The sequence below is a fragment of the Pseudomonas sp. GW822-FHT02E03 genome (genome assembly GCF_058802325.1).
The window spans coordinates 17,723-37,341 of record NZ_JBXAOA010000042.1; the positions used below are offsets into that span (position 1 = coordinate 17,723).

Annotated in this window: 17 protein-coding genes and 1 other RNA gene; 16 read left to right on the forward strand and 2 right to left on the reverse strand. The window is 60.9% G+C overall.

The window, feature by feature from the left end:
- Positions 1 to 4 precede the first annotated feature (4 nt).
- Positions 5 to 367: a YraN family protein gene (locus AC1RQB_RS23240; RefSeq protein WP_007904371.1), complete on the reverse strand. Its 363-nt coding sequence runs from the start codon at positions 365 to 367 to the stop codon at positions 5 to 7.
- Entirely contained in the window at positions 367 to 2,178 is a 1,812-nt protein-coding gene (locus tag AC1RQB_RS23245; protein ID WP_063341489.1) for a penicillin-binding protein activator, read from the reverse strand. The genes AC1RQB_RS23240 and AC1RQB_RS23245 overlap by 1 nt, the downstream gene beginning before the upstream one ends.
- 176 nt (positions 2,179 to 2,354) lie before the next feature.
- Between AC1RQB_RS23245 and rsmI the strand changes: the two genes are divergently transcribed.
- The 16 genes from rsmI (at position 2,355) to ftsA (ending at position 19,580) form a co-directional block, all read left to right on the forward strand.
- Positions 2,355 to 3,260 (forward strand): 16S rRNA (cytidine(1402)-2'-O)-methyltransferase, encoded by a 906-nt coding sequence (rsmI, locus tag AC1RQB_RS23250; RefSeq protein WP_198537196.1) that lies wholly within the window; start codon positions 2,355 to 2,357, stop codon positions 3,258 to 3,260.
- A gap of 73 nt (positions 3,261 to 3,333) precedes the next feature.
- An RNA gene (rnpB, locus tag AC1RQB_RS23255) (RNase P RNA component class A) lies at positions 3,334 to 3,687 on the forward strand.
- A 354-nt stretch (positions 3,688 to 4,041) separates the two neighbouring features.
- A complete protein-coding gene (gene mraZ, locus AC1RQB_RS23260; RefSeq protein WP_003205355.1) occupies positions 4,042 to 4,497 on the forward strand; it encodes a division/cell wall cluster transcriptional repressor MraZ in 456 nt (151 codons plus the stop codon).
- Positions 4,494 to 5,441 (forward strand): 16S rRNA (cytosine(1402)-N(4))-methyltransferase RsmH, encoded by a 948-nt coding sequence (rsmH, locus tag AC1RQB_RS23265; RefSeq protein WP_008072115.1) that lies wholly within the window; start codon positions 4,494 to 4,496, stop codon positions 5,439 to 5,441. The genes mraZ and rsmH overlap by 4 nt, the downstream gene beginning before the upstream one ends.
- The gene (gene ftsL / locus AC1RQB_RS23270) at positions 5,438 to 5,731 is read left to right on the forward strand and encodes a cell division protein FtsL (RefSeq protein ID WP_032830409.1); all 294 of its coding nucleotides are present in this window, start codon (positions 5,438 to 5,440) and stop codon (positions 5,729 to 5,731) included. Before rsmH ends, ftsL begins: the two co-directional genes overlap by 4 nt.
- Entirely contained in the window at positions 5,731 to 7,470 is a 1,740-nt protein-coding gene (locus AC1RQB_RS23275) for a peptidoglycan D,D-transpeptidase FtsI family protein (protein WP_177319036.1), read from the forward strand. Before ftsL ends, AC1RQB_RS23275 begins: the two co-directional genes overlap by 1 nt.
- Complete coding sequence (locus AC1RQB_RS23280; RefSeq protein WP_008072113.1) at positions 7,470 to 8,933, forward strand: UDP-N-acetylmuramoyl-L-alanyl-D-glutamate--2,6-diaminopimelate ligase; 1,464 nt, start codon at positions 7,470 to 7,472, stop codon at positions 8,931 to 8,933. The genes AC1RQB_RS23275 and AC1RQB_RS23280 overlap by 1 nt, the downstream gene beginning before the upstream one ends.
- Positions 8,926 to 10,293: a UDP-N-acetylmuramoyl-tripeptide--D-alanyl-D-alanine ligase gene (locus AC1RQB_RS23285; RefSeq protein ID WP_063341488.1), complete on the forward strand. Its 1,368-nt coding sequence runs from the start codon at positions 8,926 to 8,928 to the stop codon at positions 10,291 to 10,293. The genes AC1RQB_RS23280 and AC1RQB_RS23285 overlap by 8 nt, the downstream gene beginning before the upstream one ends.
- Entirely contained in the window at positions 10,293 to 11,375 is a 1,083-nt protein-coding gene (gene mraY / locus AC1RQB_RS23290) for a phospho-N-acetylmuramoyl-pentapeptide-transferase (RefSeq protein WP_007904350.1), read from the forward strand. Before AC1RQB_RS23285 ends, mraY begins: the two co-directional genes overlap by 1 nt.
- 5 nt (positions 11,376 to 11,380) lie before the next feature.
- Complete coding sequence (gene murD, locus AC1RQB_RS23295) at positions 11,381 to 12,727, forward strand: UDP-N-acetylmuramoyl-L-alanine--D-glutamate ligase (protein ID WP_063341487.1); 1,347 nt, start codon at positions 11,381 to 11,383, stop codon at positions 12,725 to 12,727.
- The gene (gene ftsW / locus AC1RQB_RS23300) at positions 12,724 to 13,941 is read left to right on the forward strand and encodes a putative lipid II flippase FtsW (protein WP_008072110.1); all 1,218 of its coding nucleotides are present in this window, start codon (positions 12,724 to 12,726) and stop codon (positions 13,939 to 13,941) included. The genes murD and ftsW overlap by 4 nt, the downstream gene beginning before the upstream one ends.
- Positions 13,931 to 15,001, forward strand: coding sequence for an undecaprenyldiphospho-muramoylpentapeptide beta-N-acetylglucosaminyltransferase (gene murG / locus AC1RQB_RS23305; RefSeq protein WP_063341486.1), 1,071 nt, complete (start codon positions 13,931 to 13,933; stop codon positions 14,999 to 15,001). Before ftsW ends, murG begins: the two co-directional genes overlap by 11 nt.
- Positions 14,994 to 16,454: a UDP-N-acetylmuramate--L-alanine ligase gene (murC, locus tag AC1RQB_RS23310; protein ID WP_007904332.1), complete on the forward strand. Its 1,461-nt coding sequence runs from the start codon at positions 14,994 to 14,996 to the stop codon at positions 16,452 to 16,454. The genes murG and murC overlap by 8 nt, the downstream gene beginning before the upstream one ends.
- The gene (locus AC1RQB_RS23315; RefSeq protein ID WP_063341485.1) at positions 16,451 to 17,434 is read left to right on the forward strand and encodes a D-alanine--D-alanine ligase; all 984 of its coding nucleotides are present in this window, start codon (positions 16,451 to 16,453) and stop codon (positions 17,432 to 17,434) included. The genes murC and AC1RQB_RS23315 overlap by 4 nt, the downstream gene beginning before the upstream one ends.
- Positions 17,435 to 17,438: 4 nt before the next feature.
- A complete protein-coding gene (locus AC1RQB_RS23320; protein ID WP_007904320.1) occupies positions 17,439 to 18,305 on the forward strand; it encodes a cell division protein FtsQ/DivIB in 867 nt (288 codons plus the stop codon).
- Positions 18,306 to 18,320: 15 nt separating this feature from the next.
- On the forward strand, positions 18,321 to 19,580 hold the full coding sequence (gene ftsA, locus AC1RQB_RS23325) for a cell division protein FtsA (protein ID WP_007904319.1): 1,260 nt from the start codon (positions 18,321 to 18,323) through the stop codon (positions 19,578 to 19,580).
- Positions 19,581 to 19,619: the final 39 nt, after the last annotated feature.

The window sequence follows — 19,619 nt, forward strand, 5'->3', positions numbered from 1 at the left end:
GCGATCAGCTGTCGAAGGCATTCTGCAACCAGTTCAACTGATCAAGGTTGCTGTCGATGGCAACCACGTCGAAGCGGCAGGGGGAATTGGCCCAACGCGACTCGCGCTGAAGAAAATACTGCGCGGCAAAAATCAGTTTCTGCCGTTTGCGCCCATCGATGCTATCGAGCGCACCACCCCATTGGGTGTTTTTTCTATAGCGGACTTCGACGAATACTACTGTATCGCCATCAAGCATGACCAGATCAAGCTCGCCGCGTTTACACAACCAGTTCTGCGCCAGCAGGCGCAGACCTTGTTGCTGAAGATGCTCGAGCGCATGACGCTCGGCATCTTTACCGCTTTGCTGGCGTGACCTGTCAGGCATCAGCGCGAGGTGTCCGGCAGGCGTTGAACCTGACCGTTGGCGAACTCTGCCCATGGCAGCTGACGCTCGACCCGTTGATTCTGGGTCATGCCCAGGCTGCCCGATTGACCCTGGATGCGGCTGTCCGGCAAGGCCTTGAGTTGCCCCAGGCGCGGTGCCAGGCGATAGGCGTCAACGCCCATCGCATACAGACGGCCCAGGCTGCCGCCGGCTTGCGGCCATTGTGCAGTGACCTGTTTGCGCAGCGGGTCGTTGGCATCCAGCAACCATGGGGTTTCGCAGAAGCGAATACCGTTCATATCGTTGTACTGGTTCTGATCGCCGCTGGCGCTGAATACGTGGGAGGTGGCGTAAACCGGCACGTCACCCGCGTACTGGAAGTTCAGGGTCGGTTTGATCTGTTGAGCCTGTTGCGGCGTCGCGGCCAGGAAGATGAACTCGATGTCCTGACGGCGCGAAGGTTGTGCGGCAACCTGCGAGCCTACGGTGCTTTGCAGGCTCTTGGCGCGGCCTTCGCTCTGGCGCAGCTGGAACATGTCGGCAATCTGCTGGGCCAGTTGCACCGGCTGGTCGACGCGTTCGGTAGCGACGATGCTGCCACCGTTGGCTTGCCAATCCTGGCTGAACGCCCTGAGTACGCGGTCGCCCCATTCGCCTTTCGGCACCATGATCGCGGCGCGGTGCAGGCCATCGGCGCGTGCGCGACGGGACACTTCGCGGGCTTCGTCTTCAGCGGCAAGACCGAACTGGAACAGTTGGGCCGGACCTTGTGCGCCTTCGCTGTAGTTCAGGGCCAGGGTAGTGATCGGCAGTTGCGCGCGCGCGCTGAGCTGTTTGACCAGCGGCTTCTCCAACGGGCCGACTACCAGTTGCACGCCATCGGCCTGGGCCTTGCGATAGAAATCGTCGAGGGAGGTCAGGCGCGAGCTGTCATAGAATTCGATGGCTGGCGGCTTCTGCCCGGCTTGTTGCGCCTGGTAGTGAGCAGCCATGAAGCCTTCACGCAGTGCTTTGCCAACCGGACCCAGTGGGCCGTCTTGCGGCAGCAGCAGGGCGATCTTGCTCAGAGGCTGGCTGGCCAGCTCCTTGAGTTTGGTCAATGGCAACGGCAGCTGGACGGCAGCCGGGTGCTTTGGATTCTGTTCGCGCCAGTTGTCGATCGCGGCTTGCTGCTGTTCCAGGGTGCCGGCCGTTTTCACCACCAGCGCCAGACGGATCCAGCCGCCGAGGTCATCGTCGGTGGTCGGCTGCAATTGATCGGTCGGCAGCGAAGCGATCAGGGTCCAGATCGCTTCGTGGTTTTTGCTGGCTGCTTCACCTTCAAGCATCGGCGCAATAAAGATGCGCTCCCGTGCGGCGGCCAGGGTCTGGCCGTCGGCCTCAAGGGCGCGGGCATGAACGGTGCCGGTGCGAACCTGTTGTTCGACGGGCAGTTCGTTCAGGCGTTGCAGGCTCGGATGGCTCAGGGCGGTCAGCGCCGCTTTGGGCTGATTGCGGGTCATGGCCAGTTCAGCCGCCAGGGTGTTGGCGAAGACTTGTTGGCCAGGCTTGAGTTGTTCCACCGGCACCTGTTGCAGGATTTGCGCGGACTGGCCGGCATTGCCCTGGCGATAAGCCAGGTCTGCCGCGCTCAAGCGCAGTAGAGCGGCTTTTTCCGGGTCTTTGCTTCGAGTGGCCTGTTCGAGCAGTTGCTCGATACTGGCATCCGGGGTCCGTGGAAGTTCGCCAAGGCTGGAAGAGGGCGAGCTGGCGCAAGCCGCCAGCAAGGCAGCGAGGCAGAGGGCAGTGAACAGCCGCAGGCAAGCGATCATGTAGTGTTCCTGATACTCGATCAAATTAGCGTGGAATTGTACCCAAGCACTGGCCGGGGCGCGATGTTACTGGCGTGAATCGATCAATTTAGCTCATGCAAATGTTGCAGCACTGCACAAAAGGCTGGAAAAACCGCGGAGGGGGAGGCGTATCGCAAGCGCCGCTACGCGCTACAATGTCGCCTTTTACCGATCATGAGGTGTGCGTTTTGACTGTTCCAGGTGCTTTGAATTCCGCTGCTGGCTCGCTTTATGTGGTGGCGACGCCCATCGGCAACCTGGACGACATCAGTGCGCGTGCGCTGAAGATCCTGCGTGAGGTCGCCTTGATCGCGGCCGAAGACACTCGCCATTCCCAGCGATTGATGCAGCATTTCGGTATCCCCACACCGCTGGCGGCCTGCCATGAACACAATGAGCGTGAGGAGGGTAACCGCTTTATCACGCGTCTGCTGGCGGGCGACGATGTGGCGTTGATTTCCGACGCTGGGACGCCGCTGATTTCCGATCCGGGTTATCACCTGGTGCGTCAGGCTCGTGCCGCAGGGATCAATGTGGTGCCGGTTCCGGGGGCATGTGCCTTGATTGCGGCATTGTCGGCGGCGGGCCTGCCGTCCGATCGTTTCATCTTCGAAGGTTTTTTGCCGGCCAAGGCTGTCGGCCGACGGGCTCGTCTGGAGCTGGTAAAAGAAGAGCCGCGCACGCTGATTTTCTATGAAGCACCGCACCGCATCCTCGAGTGCCTGCAAGACATGGAGCTGGTATTTGGTGCCGAGCGTCCGGCGTTGCTGGCTCGGGAACTGACCAAGACCTTCGAAACCCTCAAAGGCTTGCCGCTGGCCGAGTTGCGCGAGTTCGTCGAATCGGACAGCAATCAGCAGCGTGGCGAGTGTGTAGTGCTGGTGGCGGGCTGGACTGCCCCTGAGACCGAAGACGCTGTCAGCAGTGAAGCCATGCGTATTCTCAATCTGTTACTCGAAGAGATGCCGCTCAAGCGTGCGGCGGCATTGGCGGCGCAAATTACCGGCGAACGCAAGAATGTGCTCTATCAGGTCGCGCTGGATAAACAGAAGGGCGAGTAAACCGACGTGCAGCGCCGGCCAGAGGCTTTTAGCGCTTGTTCTTCGGTCGCTCTGCCGTTAATCTTCGCGGCGGAGAGTCGATCGGACAGTCGCTGCCCTCTATGAAAATTAGGGGGGGGAGGAAAGTCCGGGCTCCATAGGGCGAAGTGCCAGGTAATGCCTGGGAGGCGTGAGCCTACGGAAAGTGCCACAGAAAATAACCGCCTAAGCGCTTCGGCGCCGGTAAGGGTGAAAAGGTGCGGTAAGAGCGCACCGCACGTCTGGCAACAGTTCGTGGCTAGGTAAACCCCACTTGGAGCAAGACCAAATAGGGTCCCAAGGCGTGGCCCGCGCTGGGACCGGGTAGGTTGCTAAAGATGTCCAGTGATGGCCATCGTAGACGAATGACTGTTCAAGACAGAACCCGGCTTACAGATCGACTCTCCACCTTTTTTTCCTCTCTGCCGAGTCATTGGCAGCGATGTGTGTAATGGCAATTTCCCTCCCTGCTGAATCAATAGCAGAAGCGCTTTTGTAATACCGAAAAAATCTTACTCTTAACAAACTACTTTAACTTCTGAACGCAGCCTTATGTGCTGATTCAAGTTATTGAGCGAATTCATCCGTCAGATTCTCGTTAACCCTCCTTTTACGCTGCTAAATCTCCGTTCTGTAAGGCTTTTCCTTTAATCCGCGCCTTGACGGTGTGGTGGGCGCATTCCTATAGTGTGCGCAAGTGGCGGAAAGTGGCATGAAGTGGGTTTTTTGAGCGTAAAACGCTAATATTTGGAGAAACGCTGACGTGTTTCGCGGAGCTAACGCTATCAGTCTCGATGCAAAGGGCCGTCTCGCTATGCCGAGCCGGTACCGTGACGAGCTGGTTTCGCGTAGTTCCGGTCAATTAATCGTCACCATCGATGCCGTTGATCCGTGTTTGTGTGTTTATCCCCTCGATGAGTGGGAAATTATCGAAACCAAACTGCGCGCACTGCCTTCGCTTCGCGAAGAGAACCGCCGCCTGCAACGTTTACTGATTGGTAATGCCGTCGACCTCGAGCTCGATGGCAGTGGTCGTTTTCTGGTTCCGCCGCGTCTTCGCGAATATGCCAAGTTGGATAAGCGCGCGATGTTGGTAGGCCAACTGAACAAGTTCCAATTGTGGGACGAGGATGCCTGGAATGCGGTTTCTGCCGCTGACCTGGCTGCTATTCAACAACCGGGCGCCATGCCTGATGAACTGCGTGATTTAATCCTGTGACTATTGATAGCGGCTTTAACCACATCACCGTACTGCTTGACGAAGCCGTCGAGGCTCTCGCCGTACGTCCTGATGGCTGCTATCTGGACGGTACGTTCGGACGTGGCGGGCACAGTCGGTTGATCCTCAGCCAGCTCGGGCCTGATGGCCGGTTGCTCGGATTCGACAAAGATCCTCAAGCGATTGCCACCGGGCAAACGCTAGCGGCCGAAGACGGCCGCTTTGTCGTTGTGCAGCGCAGCTTTGCCGAGCTCGGTTCGGAAGTCGCCGAACGCGGTCTGGCAGGCAAGGTCAGCGGTGTTCTGCTCGACCTCGGCGTGTCCTCGCCACAACTCGACGACCCGGAGCGCGGCTTCAGCTTCCTCAACGACGGTCCGTTGGACATGCGCATGGATCCGTCCCGCGGGATCAGCGCCGCCGAGTTCGTCAACACCGCGCCGGTGGAAGAAATTGCCCGGGTGTTCAAGCAATATGGCGAAGAGCGTTTCTCCGGTCGCATGGCGCGTGCCGTGGCTGAGCGTCGCGACATCAAGCCGTTCGAGCGCACTGGTGATCTGGCTGAAGTGCTGAAAGTCGCCAACCCGGCATGGGAAAAGGGCAAGAACCCGGCCACCCGTGCATTCCAGGGCCTGCGTATTCACGTCAACAACGAACTGGGCGATCTGGAAGCCGGCCTCGAAGCGGCGTTGGAATGCCTGGAAGTGGGCGGCCGTCTGGTTGTCATCAGCTTCCACTCGCTGGAAGACCGCATCGTCAAACTGTTCATGCGCAAACTGGTGAAAGGCGAAGCCGACAACCTGCCGCGCAACCTGCCGGTCCGTCACGTTGCTTTCGAACCGGTAATCAAAATCCATGGCAAAGCGCAGACCGCCTCGGAGGCCGAACTCAAAGCCAACCCACGTTCCCGTAGCGCCGTCATGCGTGTCGCGGAGAAGCTGCGGTGAGCAAGCTTTTCGCCAAGCCACTTCCCGGCGGAAGCTTTTTCATGCTGCTGTTGTTTGCCGGCGTGCTTGTGTCGGCTATAGGCGTGTCCTATAGCGCGCACTGGAACCGTCAGTTGCTCAATTCGCTGTACGGCGAATTAAGCGTGCGCGACAAGGCGCAGGCGGAGTGGGGCCGGTTGATTCTCGAACAGAGCACCTGGACTGCCCATAGCCGCATCGAAGTCCTGGCCACCGAGCAACTGAAGATGCGCATTCCCGGCGCCGCTGAAGTGCAGATGGTGGCGCCATGATGAAACTCGAAGGCGCGCTCTTTCCATGGCGGTTCCGTCTGGTGGTCGGGTTGCTCGGCATCATGGTGGCGGCGATTGCCTGGCGCATCATCGATTTGCAAGTGGTCGACCGTGCCTTCCTTAAAGGTCAGGGCGATGCGCGCAGTGTTCGTCATATTCCAATTCCGGCTCACCGTGGTCTGATCACCGACCGTAACGGCGAGCCGTTGGCCGTGAGTACCCCGGTCACCACCCTGTGGGCCAACGCCAAGGAAATGCAAACGGCCAAAGAGAAGTGGCCGGCACTGGCGGCTGCCTTGGGGCAGGACCCGAAAGCCCTGGCCGAACGTCTCGAAGCCCAGGCCAACAAAGAATTCATTTATCTGGTGCGCGGGCTGACCCCCGAGCAGGGCCAGGCTGTGCTCGATCTGAAAGTGCCGGGTGTTTATGGCATCGAAGAGTTCCGGCGTTTCTACCCGGCCGGCGAAGTCACCGCCCACATGGTCGGCTTTACCGACATCGATGACCACGGACGCGAAGGCGTCGAGTTGGCCTACGACGAATGGCTGGCCGGCGTGCCCGGCAAGCGACAGGTGATCAAGGACCGGCGCGGCCGGCTGATCAAAGATGTCCAGGTCACCAAAAACGCCAAGGCCGGCAAGCCCTTGGCGTTGTCCATTGACCTGCGTCTGCAATACCTGGCCAACCGTGAACTGCGCAACGCGATCATCGAGAACGGCGCCAAGGCTGGCAGCCTGGTGATCATGGACGTGAAGACCGGCGAGATCCTCGCCATGGTCAACCAGCCGACCTACAACCCGAACAACCGTCGCAACCTGCAACCGGCGATGATGCGCAACCGCGCGATGATCGACGTATTCGAGCCGGGTTCGACCATGAAAGCGATCTCCATGAGCGCCGCGATTGAAACCGGGCGCTGGAAGCCGACCGATACCGTCGAGGTGTATCCAGGCACCTTGCAGATTGGTAAGTACACCATCAAGGACGTATCGAAGAGTGAAGGCCCGGTACTCGACCTGACCGGTATCCTGATCAATTCCAGTAACGTCGGCATGAGTAAGGTCGCGTTCGATATCGGCGGCGAAACGATTTTCCGCCTGGCGCAGAAAGTCGGCCTCGGCCAGGATACCGGGCTCGGTTTCCCGGGCGAGCGCGTCGGCAACCTGCCGAACTACCGCGAATGGCGCAAGGCTGAAACCGCCACGCTGTCCTACGGCTACGGTATTTCCGTGACTGCGATCCAGTTGGTCCACGCCTTCTCGGCCCTGGCCAACAATGGTCGCCTTGCGCCGCTGACCCTGATCAAAACCGACAAGGCACCGCAGACCACACAGGTATTGCCGGAAGCTGTCGCGAAAACCATGCAAACCATGCTGCAACAAGTGATCGAAGCCCCGCGCGGTGTATTCCGTGCGCAGGTGCCGGCGTATCACGTGGGCGGCAAGTCGGGTACTGCACGTAAAACGTCGGTCGGTACCAAAGGCTACGCCGAGAATTCCTACCGCTCGCTGTTCGCCGGCTTCGGCCCGATGAGCGATCCGCGCTACGCAATCGTGGTGGTGATTGATGAACCGACCAAAGCCGGTTACTTCGGTGGTCTGGTATCGGCGCCGGTGTTCAGCAAAGTGATGTCCGGGACCCTGCGCCTGATGAACATCACCCCGGACAACCTGCCTGCCACTCAACAAGCGAACGCCGCACCGGTCGTTCCGCTGAAAGCTAATGGAGGGCGCGGCTGATGTCGCTGAGCCTGAACAAGATTTTCGCCCACGCCGGCCGCGATCTGTTGATCCGCGAATTGGCGCTGGACAGCCGCAACGTACGAGCAGGCGATCTGTTTCTCGCGGTTCCTGGTGGCAAGTTCGACGGGCGTGCGCACATCGCCGACGCCTTGCAACGCGGCGCTGCTGCCGTGGCTTATGAAGTCGAAGGCGCGACTGTGCTGCCGATCACCGACGTGCCGTTGATTCCGGTCAAAGGCCTGGCGGCGCAGCTGTCGGACATCGCCGGGCGCTTTTATGGCGACCCGAGCCGTCATTTGAACCTGATCGGCGTGACGGGCACCAACGGTAAAACCAGCGTGACGCAATTGGTCGCCCAGGCGCTCGACCTGCTGGGGCAGCACTGCGGCATCGTCGGCACCCTGGGCTCCGGTTTCTACGGCGCACTGGAAAGCGGTCTGCACACCACGCCGAACCCGATTGCAGTGCAAGCGACCCTCGCCGACCTGAAAAAGGCCGGCGCCAAAGCCGTGGCCATGGAAGTCTCTTCCCACGGCCTGGATCAGGGCCGCGTGACGGCGTTGGCGTTCGATGTGGCGGTGATGACCAACCTGTCGCGCGATCATCTGGATTACCACGGCACCATGCAGGCCTATGGCGAAACCAAGGCCAAGTTGTTTGCCTGGAATGATCTGAAGTGCCGGGTGGTCAACCTGGACGACGATTTCGGCCGGCAACTGGCTGGCGATGAAGGCGAGTCGCGACTGATCACTTACAGCCTGGAAGATTCCAGCGCCTACCTGTATTGCCGCCAGGCGCAGTTCGACGACGAAGGCGTGCGCGCCACGCTGGTCACGCCGCAAGGCGAACACCATTTGCGCAGCACCTTGCTCGGCCGTTTCAACCTGAGCAACGTCTTGGCCGCGATCGGCGCCTTGCTCGGGCTGGACTACGCGCTGGACGAAATCCTCAAAGTACTGCCGAAACTCGAAGGCCCGGCCGGTCGCATGCAGCGCCTGGGTGGCGGTACTCAGCCGTTGGTGGTGGTCGATTACGCCCACACACCGGATGCGCTGGAAAAAGTCTTGATGGCCCTGCGTCCTCACGCCAAAGGCCGGTTGCTGTGCCTGTTCGGTTGCGGCGGTGATCGCGATCGCGGCAAGCGTCCGCTGATGGCGGAAGTGGTCGAGCGTCTGGCCGATGGCGTACTGGTCACCGATGACAATCCGCGCACCGAAGACCCAACAGTGATTTTCGACGACATCCGCGCCGGTTTTACCGCTGTGGATAAAGTGACCTTCGTCGCCGGCCGTGGCCAGGCGATTGCCCAATTGATCGCCAGCGCATCGGCCGATGACGTGATTGTCCTGGCCGGTAAAGGTCACGAGGACTATCAGGAAATCAACGGCGAGCGCCACGCTTTCTCCGATCTGGTCGAGGCCGATCACGCCCTGACCGCGTGGGAGGTGGCCCATGCTTAAAGCCTTGAAACTGAGCGAACTGACCAGCGCATTGAATGGCCGTCTGATTGCCAGCGACGCCAGCTTCGACGGCGTCAGCATCGACAGCCGCGCAATCAAGCCCGGCCAATTGTTTATTGCTCTGGCCGGCCCGCGTTTCGATGGCCATGACTACCTCAATGACGTCGCCGCCAAAGGCGCCGTGGGTGCCCTGGTCGAGCGCGAAGTCGCCGACAGCGCGCTGCCGCAGCTGCTGGTCAAGGACACCCGTCAGGCCCTCGGCCAATTGGGCGCGATGAACCGCGCTGCGTTCACTCAACCGATCGCGGCCATCACCGGTTCCAGCGGCAAGACCACGGTCAAGGAAATGCTTGCGAGCATCCTGCGCACGCGCGGTCCGGTGCTGGCGACCCGTGGCAACCTGAACAACGACCTCGGTGTTCCGCTGACCCTGCTCGAACTGGCGCCGGAACACACGGCGGCGGTCATCGAGTTGGGGGCTTCGCGTCTTGGCGAGATTGCCTACACCGTTGCCATGACCAAACCGCATGTCGCTGTGCTGAACAATGCCGGCACTGCCCACGTCGGTGAATTCGGCGGCCCGGAAAAAATCGTCGAGGCCAAGGGCGAGATTATTGAAGGGCTGGATGCCTCGGGCATCGCCGTGCTGAATCTCGACGACAAGGCGTTCCCGATCTGGAAGGCCCGTGCCGCTGCCCGACGGGTGCTGAGTTTCTCTCAGCTGGATGCCACCGCAGATTTCCATGCCAGCTTCATCGTTTCCGATGCACGCGGCTGCCCTGCATTCGAACTGCACACGCCGCAAGGTATTGCCCGGATTCAATTGAACCTGCTCGGCGGGCACAACGTCACCAACGCAGTCGCCGCCGCCGCGGCGGCTCACGCCCTGGGCGTGTCCTTGTCGCATATCGCTTCGGGGCTCAATGCCGTGCAACCGGTCAAGGGTCGTGCCGTCGCGCAACTGGCAACTAACGGTATGCGCGTGATCGATGACACGTACAACGCAAACCCCACCTCCATGTGTGCCGCCGTTGATATACTCGCCGGCTTTTCCGGCCGCACCGTTCTGGTGCTCGGAGATATCGGCGAGTTGGGCGATTGGGCGGAGCAGGGGCACCGCGATGTGGGCGAGTACGCCCGCGGCAAGGTTTCCGCGCTTTACGCGGTCGGGCCAATGATGACCCACGCCGTAAACGCTTTCGGCGAGCAGGCTTTTCACTTCAGCACTCAGGCTGAGCTGATCAAGGCCCTGGAAGCCGAGCAGGACCCAAACACCACCATTTTGATCAAGGGCTCGCGCAGCGCCGCGATGGAAAACATCGTCGCCGCTTTGTGCGGGACCCGTCTGGAGAAACATTAATGCTGCTGCTGCTAGCGGAGTATCTGCAACAGTTCTACAAAGGCTTCGCGGTCTTTCAGTACCTGACCCTGCGCGGGATTCTCGGTGTGCTGACCGCGCTGGTCTTGTCGCTGTGCTATGGCCCGTGGATGATCCGCACTTTGCAGAACCGTCAGATCGGTCAATCCGTTCGCAACGACGGCCCGCAATCGCACCTGTCCAAATCCGGCACCCCGACCATGGGCGGCGCGCTGATTCTTTCGTCCATCGGAGTCAGCACCTTGCTCTGGGCCGACCTGGCCAACCGTTACGTTTGGGTGGTGTTGCTGGTGACCCTGCTGTTCGGTGCCATCGGCTGGGTAGACGACTACCGCAAAGTCATCGAGAAAAACTCCCGTGGCCTTCCGAGCCGCTGGAAGTATTTCTGGCAGTCGGTGTTCGGCCTGGGCGCGGCGATCTTCCTTTATATGACTGCCGCGACGCCGGTAGAAACCACCCTGATCCTGCCGATGCTCAAGGACTACAGCATTCCACTGGGCGCGGGTTTCATCGTCCTGACCTATTTCGTGATTGTCGGCTCGAGCAACGCGGTCAACCTGACCGATGGCCTCGACGGTCTGGCGATCATGCCTACCGTGATGGTCGGCGGCGGTTTGGGGATCTTCTGCTACCTGTCGGGTAACGTGAAATTCGCTGAATACCTGTTGATCCCTTACGTACCGGGCGCGGGTGAGTTGATTGTGTTCTGCGGCGCGCTGATCGGTGCGGGCCTGGGGTTCCTGTGGTTCAACACCTATCCGGCCCAAGTGTTCATGGGCGACGTCGGCGCACTGGCGCTGGGCGCGGCCCTGGGCACCATCGCGGTGATCGTCCGCCAGGAAATCGTTCTGTTCATCATGGGCGGCGTGTTCGTGATGGAGACCCTGTCGGTCGTCATCCAGGTTGCCTCCTTTAAGCTGACCGGTCGCCGTGTGTTCCGCATGGCACCGATACACCACCACTTTGAACTCAAGGGCTGGCCCGAGCCGCGCGTGATCGTCCGTTTCTGGATCATCACCGTGATTCTGGTACTGGTCGGCCTTGCCACCCTGAAGCTGAGGTAGAACGAGTGTCTCTGATCGCTTCTGACCACTTCCGCATCGTTGTCGGCCTCGGCAAGAGCGGCATGTCCCTGGTTCGCTTCCTGGCGAACCGGGGCGTGTCGTTTGCTGTCGCCGATACGCGGGAAAATCCACCGGAACTGGCCACGCTCAAGCGTGACTATCCGCACGTGGAAGTGCGTTGTGGCGAGCTGGACGTCGAATTCCTGTGCCGTGCCGATGAGCTCTACGTGAGCCCCGGCCTGGCGCTGGCGACCCCGGCCCTGCAGGCTGCCGCCGCCCGTGGCGTGAAGTTGTCCGGCGACATCGAGCTGTTCGCGCGTAACGCGAAGGCGCCGATTGTCGCCATCAGCGGTTCCAACGCCAAAAGCACCGTCACCACCCTGGTCGGCGAAATGGCGGCTGCGGCTGGCAAGCGTGTTGCTGTCGGCGGCAATCTCGGCACACCGGCGCTGGATTTGCTCAGCGACGACATCGAGTTGTACGTGATGGAGTTGTCGAGCTTCCAGCTCGAAACCACCGATCAACTCAACGCCGAAGTGGCGACCGTGCTCAACATCAGCGAAGACCACATGGATCGCTACAGCGGTCTGCCGGCCTATCACCTGGCCAAGCACCGGATCTTCCGGGGTGCCAGGCAGTTTGTGGTCAACCGTCAGGACGCCCTGAGCCGTCCGCTGATGGGTGAAGGCCAACCGTGCTGGACCTTCGGTCTGAACAAGCCCGACTTCAAGGCCTTCGGGATCCGGGAAGAGGACGGCGAGAAATACCTGGCCTTCGAATTCCAGAACCTGATGCCGGTGCGCGAGTTGAAAGTTCGTGGGGCGCATAACCAGTCCAACGCTCTTGCGGCCTTGGCACTGGGGCATGCCGTCGGCCTGCCGTTCGAAGCCATGCTTTCGGCCCTGCGCAATTTCGCCGGGCTCGAGCATCGCTGCCAATGGGTACGCGAGCTGAATGGCGTGAGCTACTACAACGATTCCAAAGCCACCAACGTCGGCGCCGCCCTGGCCGCCATCGAAGGCCTGGGTGCGGACATCGACGGCAAACTCGTGCTGATCGCCGGTGGCGATGGCAAGGGTGCCGAATTCAAGGATTTACGTGATCCGGTGGCGGCCAACTGCCGCGCCGTCATTTTGATGGGCCGTGATTCCGACAAGATCGGCGATGCCATCGGCGATGCCGTGCCACTGATTCGCGTCGGCTCGCTGATCGAAGCGGTCGCGCAATGCCGCGCCATCGCAGAAAAGGGCGACGCGGTGCTGCTGTCGCCGGCCTGCGCCAGTTTCGACATGTTCAAGAACTACGAAGATCGCGGTCACCAATTTGTCCGCGCCGTGGAGGACTTGGCATGAGCCTCCTGAATATCATCAAGCCGTACCCGTCGCCGATCATCACCGGGCGCGGCATCGACCTTGATTTCCCAATGCTCGCCGGTTGTCTGGCGCTGCTGGGCCTGGGCCTGGTCATGATTGCATCGGCATCCACTGAAGTGGGGGCGGTGCAATCGGGCAGTGCCCTGTATTACATGATCCGCCATCTTATCTATGTAGTGCTTGGACTTGGCGCCTGCATCGTCACCATGATGATTCCGATCGCTACCTGGCAACGCCTGGGCTGGCTGATGCTGATTGGTGCATTCGGTTTGCTGGTGATGGTGATCATCCCCGGCATTGGCCGTGAAGTGAACGGTTCGATGCGCTGGATCGGCTTCAGCTTCTTCAACGTTCAGCCTTCCGAGATCGCCAAGGTGTTCGTGGTGATCTACCTCGCCGGTTATCTGGTGCGTCGCCAGAAAGAAGTACGTGAAAGCTGGATGGGTTTCTTCAAGCCGTTCATCGTTCTGCTGCCGATGGCGGGGCTGTTGCTGATGGAGCCGGACTTCGGTGCCACCGTCGTGATGATGGGGGCGGCTGCAGCGATGCTGTTCCTCGGCGGCGTCGGGCTGTTCCGTTTTTCCTTGATGGTTGTCCTGGCTGTCGGCGCGGTGGTGTTGTTGATTCAAATGCAGCCGTATCGAATGGCGCGACTGACCAACTTTGCGGACCCGTGGGCCGACCAGTTCGGTGCGGGCTATCAGTTGTCTCAAGCCTTGATCGCTTTCGGTCGCGGCGAATGGCTGGGCGTTGGCCTGGGCAACAGCGTGCAGAAACAGTTCTACCTGCCGGAAGCCCACACTGACTTCGTGTTCTCGGTCCTGGCCGAAGAACTGGGTGCCGTGGGTTCGTTGTGCACCTTGGCGCTGTTCGTGTTTGTCTGTATTCGTGGCATGTACATCGGCTATTGGGCCGAGAAGGCCAAACAATTTTTCGCCGCCTATATCGCGTATGGCTTGTCGTTCCTGTGGATTGGTCAGTTCCTGATCAACATCGGAGTGAACGTCGGCCTGCTGCCAACCAAGGGGCTGACCCTGCCATTCCTCAGCTATGGCGGCAGTTCGTTGGTGATCTGCTGTGCCTGTCTTGGCTTGTTGCTGCGCATCGAGTGGGAGAGTCGAACCCACTTGGGCAGTGAAGAGATGGAGTTCCATGAGAGCGACTTCGCCGAGGAGCCGAACCATGGGCGCTAACGTATTGATCATGGCTGGCGGCACCGGGGGCCACGTGTTCCCGGCACTGGCCTGCGCTCGCGAGTTCCAGGCCCGCGGTTATACCGTGCACTGGTTGGGCACGCCGCGCGGGATCGAAAACGATCTGGTGCCGGCGGCCGGCCTTCAATTGCATCGGATCAACGCCAGCGGTTTGCGCGGCAAGGGCAAATTGTCCCTGCTCAAGGCACCGTTCATGTTGCTCAAGTCGATCTGGCAGGCGCGGGCGATCATTCGTCAGCTGCGGCCAGTCTGCGTGGTCGGCTTCGGGGGTTATGTGACCGGGCCCGGCGGCGTTGCAGCCAAATTGTCCGGCGTGCCGGTGATTGTTCACGAACAGAACGCCGTGGCCGGTACCGCCAATCGGTTGCTGGTGCCGTTGGCCGCCCGAGTCTGTGAAGCGTTCCCCGACACCTTTACCCTGTCGAACAGCCGTCGCACCACCGGTAACCCGGTGCGTACCGAGCTGTTCCTCGAAACACCGCGACCTGCCCTGGCCGGTCGCAAGGCGCGTTTGCTGATCCTGGGCGGAAGCCTGGGCGCAGAGCCGTTGAACAAGTTGCTGCCTGAAGCCCTGTCGCAAGTCGCTCCCGACCTGCGTCCGGACGTGTTTCATCAGGCCGGCAAAAAACACGATGAAGTGACTGCAGAGCGCTATCGCGCAGCTGGCGTCGAGGCGCAAGTGCAGCCTTTCATCAAAGACATGGCCCAAGCCTATGGCTGGGCCGACCTGGTGGTGTGCCGCGCAGGCGCATTGACCATCAGTGAACTGGCGGCTGCCGGTCTGCCCTCGATGCTGGTGCCTTTGCCCCACGCGATCGACGATCACCAGACCCGCAACGCCGACTATTTGGCCCGTGAAGGCGCTGCCTTCCTGATGCCGCAAAGAACGACTGGCGCAGCGGACCTTGCCGCTCGCCTGACAGAGGTCTTGATGCAACCGCAACGACTCAACGACATGGCCACCGCGGCACGCCGCCTGGCCAAACCCGATGCCACTCGTAACGTGGTCGATACCTGCCTGGAGGTGGCCCATGGTTGAGAACAAAAAAGCCATGCCGCACCCGGAAATGCGCCGCATCCGTCGCATCCACTTCGTCGGTATCGGCGGCGTGGGTATGTGCGGCATTGCCGAAGTGTTGCTGAACCTGGGCTATGAAGTGTCCGGTTCCGACCTGAAAGCATCGCCGGTGACCGAGCGCCTGGAATCCTTCGGTGCCCACATTTATATCGGCCACCGTGCCGAGAACGCCGCGAACGCCGATGTGCTGGTCACCTCCAGCGCTGTGAACACTTCCAACCCGGAAGTGGCCACCGCCCTGGAACGCCGGATTCCGGTGGTACCACGTGCCGAGATGCTGGCCGAACTGATGCGTTACCGCCACGGCATCGCCGTCGCCGGTACCCACGGCAAAACCACCACCACCAGCCTGATCGCTTCGGTGTTCGCCGCCGGTGGCCTGGACCCGACGTTCGTCATCGGTGGTCGTCTGAATGCCGCGGGCACCAATGCCCAGCTCGGCACCAGCCGTTACCTGATCGCCGAAGCCGACGAAAGCGATGCCAGCTTCCTGCACTTGCAGCCGCTGGTGGCCGTGGTCACCAACATCGATGCCGACCACATGGCGACCTACGACGGCGACTTCAACAAACTGAAGAAAACCTTCGTCGAGTTCCTGCACAACCTGCCGTTCTACGGCTTGGCAGTGGTGTGCCTGGATGATCCGGTGGTGCGTGAAATTCTCCCGCAGGTGAAACGTCCGACGGTCACTTATGGCTTTGGCGACGATGCCGACGTGCGTGCCATCAATGTGCGTCAGCAGGGCATGCAGACCTTCTTTACCGTGCTGCGCCCTGATCGCGAGCCGCTGGATGTGTCGGTGAACATGCCGGGCAACCACAACGTGCTGAACGCGCTGGCGACCATTTGCATCGCCACCGACGAAGGCGTCAGCGATGAAGCCATCGTCCAGGGCCTGTCCGGCTTCCAGGGTGTTGGCCGTCGCTTCCAGGTGTACGGCGAACTACCGGTTGATGGCGGCAACGTGATGCTGGTGGATGACTACGGTCACCACCCGACCGAAGTCGCGGCCGTGATCAAAGCCGTGCGCGGTGGCTGGCCGGAGCGCCGTCTGGTGATGGTTTATCAGCCACACCGTTACAGCCGCACCCGCGACCTGTACGACGATTTCGTCAATGTGCTGGCCGACGCCAATGTGCTGCTGTTGATGGAAGTCTACCCGGCCGGCGAAGAGCCGATCCCGGGCGCCGACAGCCGCAAGCTGTGCAACAGCATTCGCCAGCGCGGTCAGCTCGACCCGATCTACATCGAGCGCGGCATCGACCTCGCGCCAATCGTCAAGCCGCTGCTGCGTGCCGGCGACATTCTGTTGTGCCAGGGCGCCGGTGATATCGGCGGTCTCGCACCGAAACTATTGAACAGTCCGTTGTTCGCTGGCGCGGTTGCCGCGCCAAGCGTGGGGAAGTTGAAATGACTGCTGCTTACGCCAACCTCGTCTCCACTCTCTTGCCGAAAGACTTCGGCCGTGTCGCCGTGCTGTTCGGCGGCAAGAGTGCCGAGCGTGAAGTCTCCCTGAAGTCGGGTAACGCGGTGCTCGATGCATTGCAAAGCGCCGGTGTGGATGCCTTCGGTCTTGATGTGGGCGATGACCTGCTGCAGCGTCTGCTGAACGAAAAAATCGACCGCGCCTTCATCATCCTCCACGGTCGTGGCGGTGAAGACGGCAGCATGCAGGGCCTGCTCGAATGCCTTGGCATTCCGTACACCGGCAGCGGCATTCTGGCCTCGGCACTGGCCATGGACAAACTGCGCACCAAGCAGGTCTGGCACAGCCTCGGTATTCCGACGCCACGCCATGCGGTACTGAGCTCTGAGGCCGATTGTATTTCGGCGGCCACGGAACTGGGCTTCCCTTTGATCGTCAAACCGGCCCATGAAGGTTCCAGTATCGGGATGGCCAAAGTGACCTCCGCGTCCGAATTGATCGACGCGTGGAAAGCGGCCAGTACCTACGATTCGCAAGTGTTGGTCGAGCAATGGATTCAAGGTCCGGAGTTCACCATCGCCACCCTGCGTGACCAGGTGTTGCCTCCAATCGCCCTGGGCACAACCCACAGTTTCTACGACTACGACGCCAAGTACGTGGCTTCCGATACCCAGTACCGGATCCCATGTGGCCTGGACAGCAACAAAGAAAAAGAACTCATGGACCTCACGGCCAAAGCCTGTGAGGCGCTGGGTATCGCCGGTTGGGGCAGGGCAGACGTGATGCAGGACGCCGACGGGCAGTTCTGGTTCCTGGAAGTCAACACCGCACCGGGCATGACCGATCACAGTCTGGTTCCGATGGCGGCCCGTGCCGCTGGCCTGGATTTCCAGCAACTGGTTCTGGCGATTCTGGCCGCCAGCGTTACCGGCAATGCTGCCGGTAACCAAGAGCCGACAAGAGGTTAAGACCATGCAAGGCGCTCAGCTACGTCATCAGCCTTCCGCACCCGGCCGCAAGCCGGTGCCGCGGGGTGCCAGCCGAATGGTGGCCAAAGAGCCGATGTCCGCGCGCCTGCCGAAAGCCAATTTTGGTTTTCTGAAAAGTCTGTTCTGGCCCGTGCTGTTGGTCGCGCTGGGGTTCGGCACTTATGAAGGCGCACAGCGTTTGCTGCCGTACGCCGACCGGCCGATCACCAAGATCGCGGTGCAGGGCGACTTGAGTTACATCAGCCAGCAAGCGGTGCAGCAGCGGATCGCCCCCTACGTGGCGTCGAGCTTCTTCACCATCGACCTGGAGAGCATGCGTACCGAGCTTGAACAGATGCCATGGATTGCCCACGCCGAAGTGCGTCGGGTGTGGCCGGATCAGGTGGTGATTCGCCTGGAAGAACAACTGCCGGTGGCCCGCTGGGGCGATGAGTCGCTGCTGAACAACCAGGGGCAGGCGTTCACCCCGCGCGAGCTGGCGAACTACGAACACTTGCCACAGCTGTTCGGCCCGCAGCGGGCCCAGCAGCAAGTGATGCAGCAATACCAGGTGCTGAGCCAGATGCTCAGGCCATTGGGCTTCTCGATTGCACGCCTGGAGTTGCGTGAACGAGGCAGTTGGTTCCTGACCACCGGCGCCGGCAGCGCGGGCCCGGGAATCGAACTGCTGCTGGGACGCGGCAAGCTGGTGGAAAAGATGCGCCGCTTCATTGCCATCTATGACAAGACGCTCAAAGAGCAGATTACGAACATTGCGCGCATCGATCTGCGCTACGCCAACGGCCTCGCTGTTGGCTGGCGGGAACCTGTAGCGCCCACGACAGCCCAACCCGCTGTCGCGAAGAATTAAGAAGAGGCAGGACCCATGGCAAACGTGCAAAGCGGCAAAATGATCGTCGGTCTCGATATCGGCACCTCCAAGGTGGTGGCGCTGGTCGGCGAGGTCTCGGACGACGGCACGCTCGAAATCGTCGGGATCGGTACTCATCCGTCCCGCGGCCTGAAAAAAGGCGTAGTGGTGAACATTGAGTCCACCGTCCAGTCGATCCAGCGCGCTATCGAAGAAGCGCAGCTGATGGCCGGTTGCCGGATCCACTCGGCGTTTGTCGGCGTGGCCGGCAATCACATCCGCAGCTTGAACTCCCATGGCATCGTGGCGATTCGTGATCGCGAAGTCAGCTCCGCCGACCTTGAGCGCGTTCTCGACGCTGCCCAGGCGGTGGCGATCCCGGCTGACCAGCGCGTACTGCACACCCTGCCGCAGGATTATGTGATTGATAACCAGGAAGGCGTTCGCGAGCCGCTGGGTATGTCCGGCGTGCGTCTGGAAGCCAAGGTTCACGTCGTCACTTGCGCCGTCAACGCCGCACAGAACATTGAAAAATGCGTGCGCCGCTGCGGTCTGGAAATCGACGACATCATTCTCGAACAGTTGGCCTCGGCCTACTCGGTCCTGACCGACGACGAGAAAGAGCTGGGCGTGTGCCTGGTGGACATCGGCGGCGGCACCACCGACATCGCGATCTTCACCGAAGGCGCGATCCGTCACACCGCGGTGATCCCGATTGCGGGCGACCAGGTGACCAACGACATCGCCATGGCGCTGCGCACCCCGACCCAGTACGCCGAAGAAATCAAGATTCGCTACGCCTGCGCCCTGGCCAAACTGGCCGGTGCCGGTGAAACCATCAAGGTGCCGAGCGTCGGCGACCGTCCACCGCGCGAGCTGTCCCGTCAGGCCCTGGCCGAAGTGGTCGAGCCGCGTTACGACGAGCTGTTCACCCTGATCCAGGCCGAACTGCGTCGCAGTGGCTACGAAGACCTGATCCCGGCCGGCATCGTGCTGACTGGCGGTACGTCGAAGATGGAAGGCGCGGTGGAACTGGCCGAAGAAATCTTCCACATGCCGGTTCGCCTGGGCGTGCCGCATGGCGTCAAGGGCCTGGACGACGTGGTCCGCAACCCGATTTATTCCACCGGCGTTGGCCTGTTGATGTACGGCCTGCAGAAGCAGTCCGACGGGATTTCGTTCTCGGGCATCGGCAGCCGCGACAGCTACAGCAATGACGAACCGAAAGTCGCCTTGCTCGATCGCTTCAAGAGCTGGGTACAAGGCAATTTCTAAAGCTTTACCGCAACACCGCTTCAAACAGCAGTAGGCGAA

What these genes read in the sequence shown, in the direction of transcription:
- AC1RQB_RS23320 (WP_007904320.1), top strand. Translation starts at nt 17,439, where the DNA reads ATGCAAGGCGCTCAGCTACGTCATCAGCCTTCCGCACCCGGCCGCAAG.
- AC1RQB_RS23285 (WP_063341488.1), top strand. Translation starts at nt 8,926, where the DNA reads ATGCTTAAAGCCTTGAAACTGAGCGAACTGACCAGCGCATTGAATGGC.
- rsmI (WP_198537196.1), top strand. Translation starts at nt 2,355, where the DNA reads ATGTCGCCTTTTACCGATCATGAGGTGTGCGTTTTGACTGTTCCAGGT.
- AC1RQB_RS23275 (WP_177319036.1), top strand. Translation starts at nt 5,731, where the DNA reads ATGAAACTCGAAGGCGCGCTCTTTCCATGGCGGTTCCGTCTGGTGGTC.
- AC1RQB_RS23245 (WP_063341489.1), bottom strand. Translation starts at nt 2,178, where the DNA reads ATGATCGCTTGCCTGCGGCTGTTCACTGCCCTCTGCCTCGCTGCCTTG.
- murG (WP_063341486.1), top strand. Translation starts at nt 13,931, where the DNA reads ATGGGCGCTAACGTATTGATCATGGCTGGCGGCACCGGGGGCCACGTG.
- AC1RQB_RS23240 (WP_007904371.1), bottom strand. Translation starts at nt 367, where the DNA reads ATGCCTGACAGGTCACGCCAGCAAAGCGGTAAAGATGCCGAGCGTCAT.
- mraY (WP_007904350.1), top strand. Translation starts at nt 10,293, where the DNA reads ATGCTGCTGCTGCTAGCGGAGTATCTGCAACAGTTCTACAAAGGCTTC.
- ftsA (WP_007904319.1), top strand. Translation starts at nt 18,321, where the DNA reads ATGGCAAACGTGCAAAGCGGCAAAATGATCGTCGGTCTCGATATCGGC.
- AC1RQB_RS23280 (WP_008072113.1), top strand. Translation starts at nt 7,470, where the DNA reads ATGTCGCTGAGCCTGAACAAGATTTTCGCCCACGCCGGCCGCGATCTG.
- ftsW (WP_008072110.1), top strand. Translation starts at nt 12,724, where the DNA reads ATGAGCCTCCTGAATATCATCAAGCCGTACCCGTCGCCGATCATCACC.
- AC1RQB_RS23315 (WP_063341485.1), top strand. Translation starts at nt 16,451, where the DNA reads ATGACTGCTGCTTACGCCAACCTCGTCTCCACTCTCTTGCCGAAAGAC.
- murC (WP_007904332.1), top strand. Translation starts at nt 14,994, where the DNA reads ATGGTTGAGAACAAAAAAGCCATGCCGCACCCGGAAATGCGCCGCATC.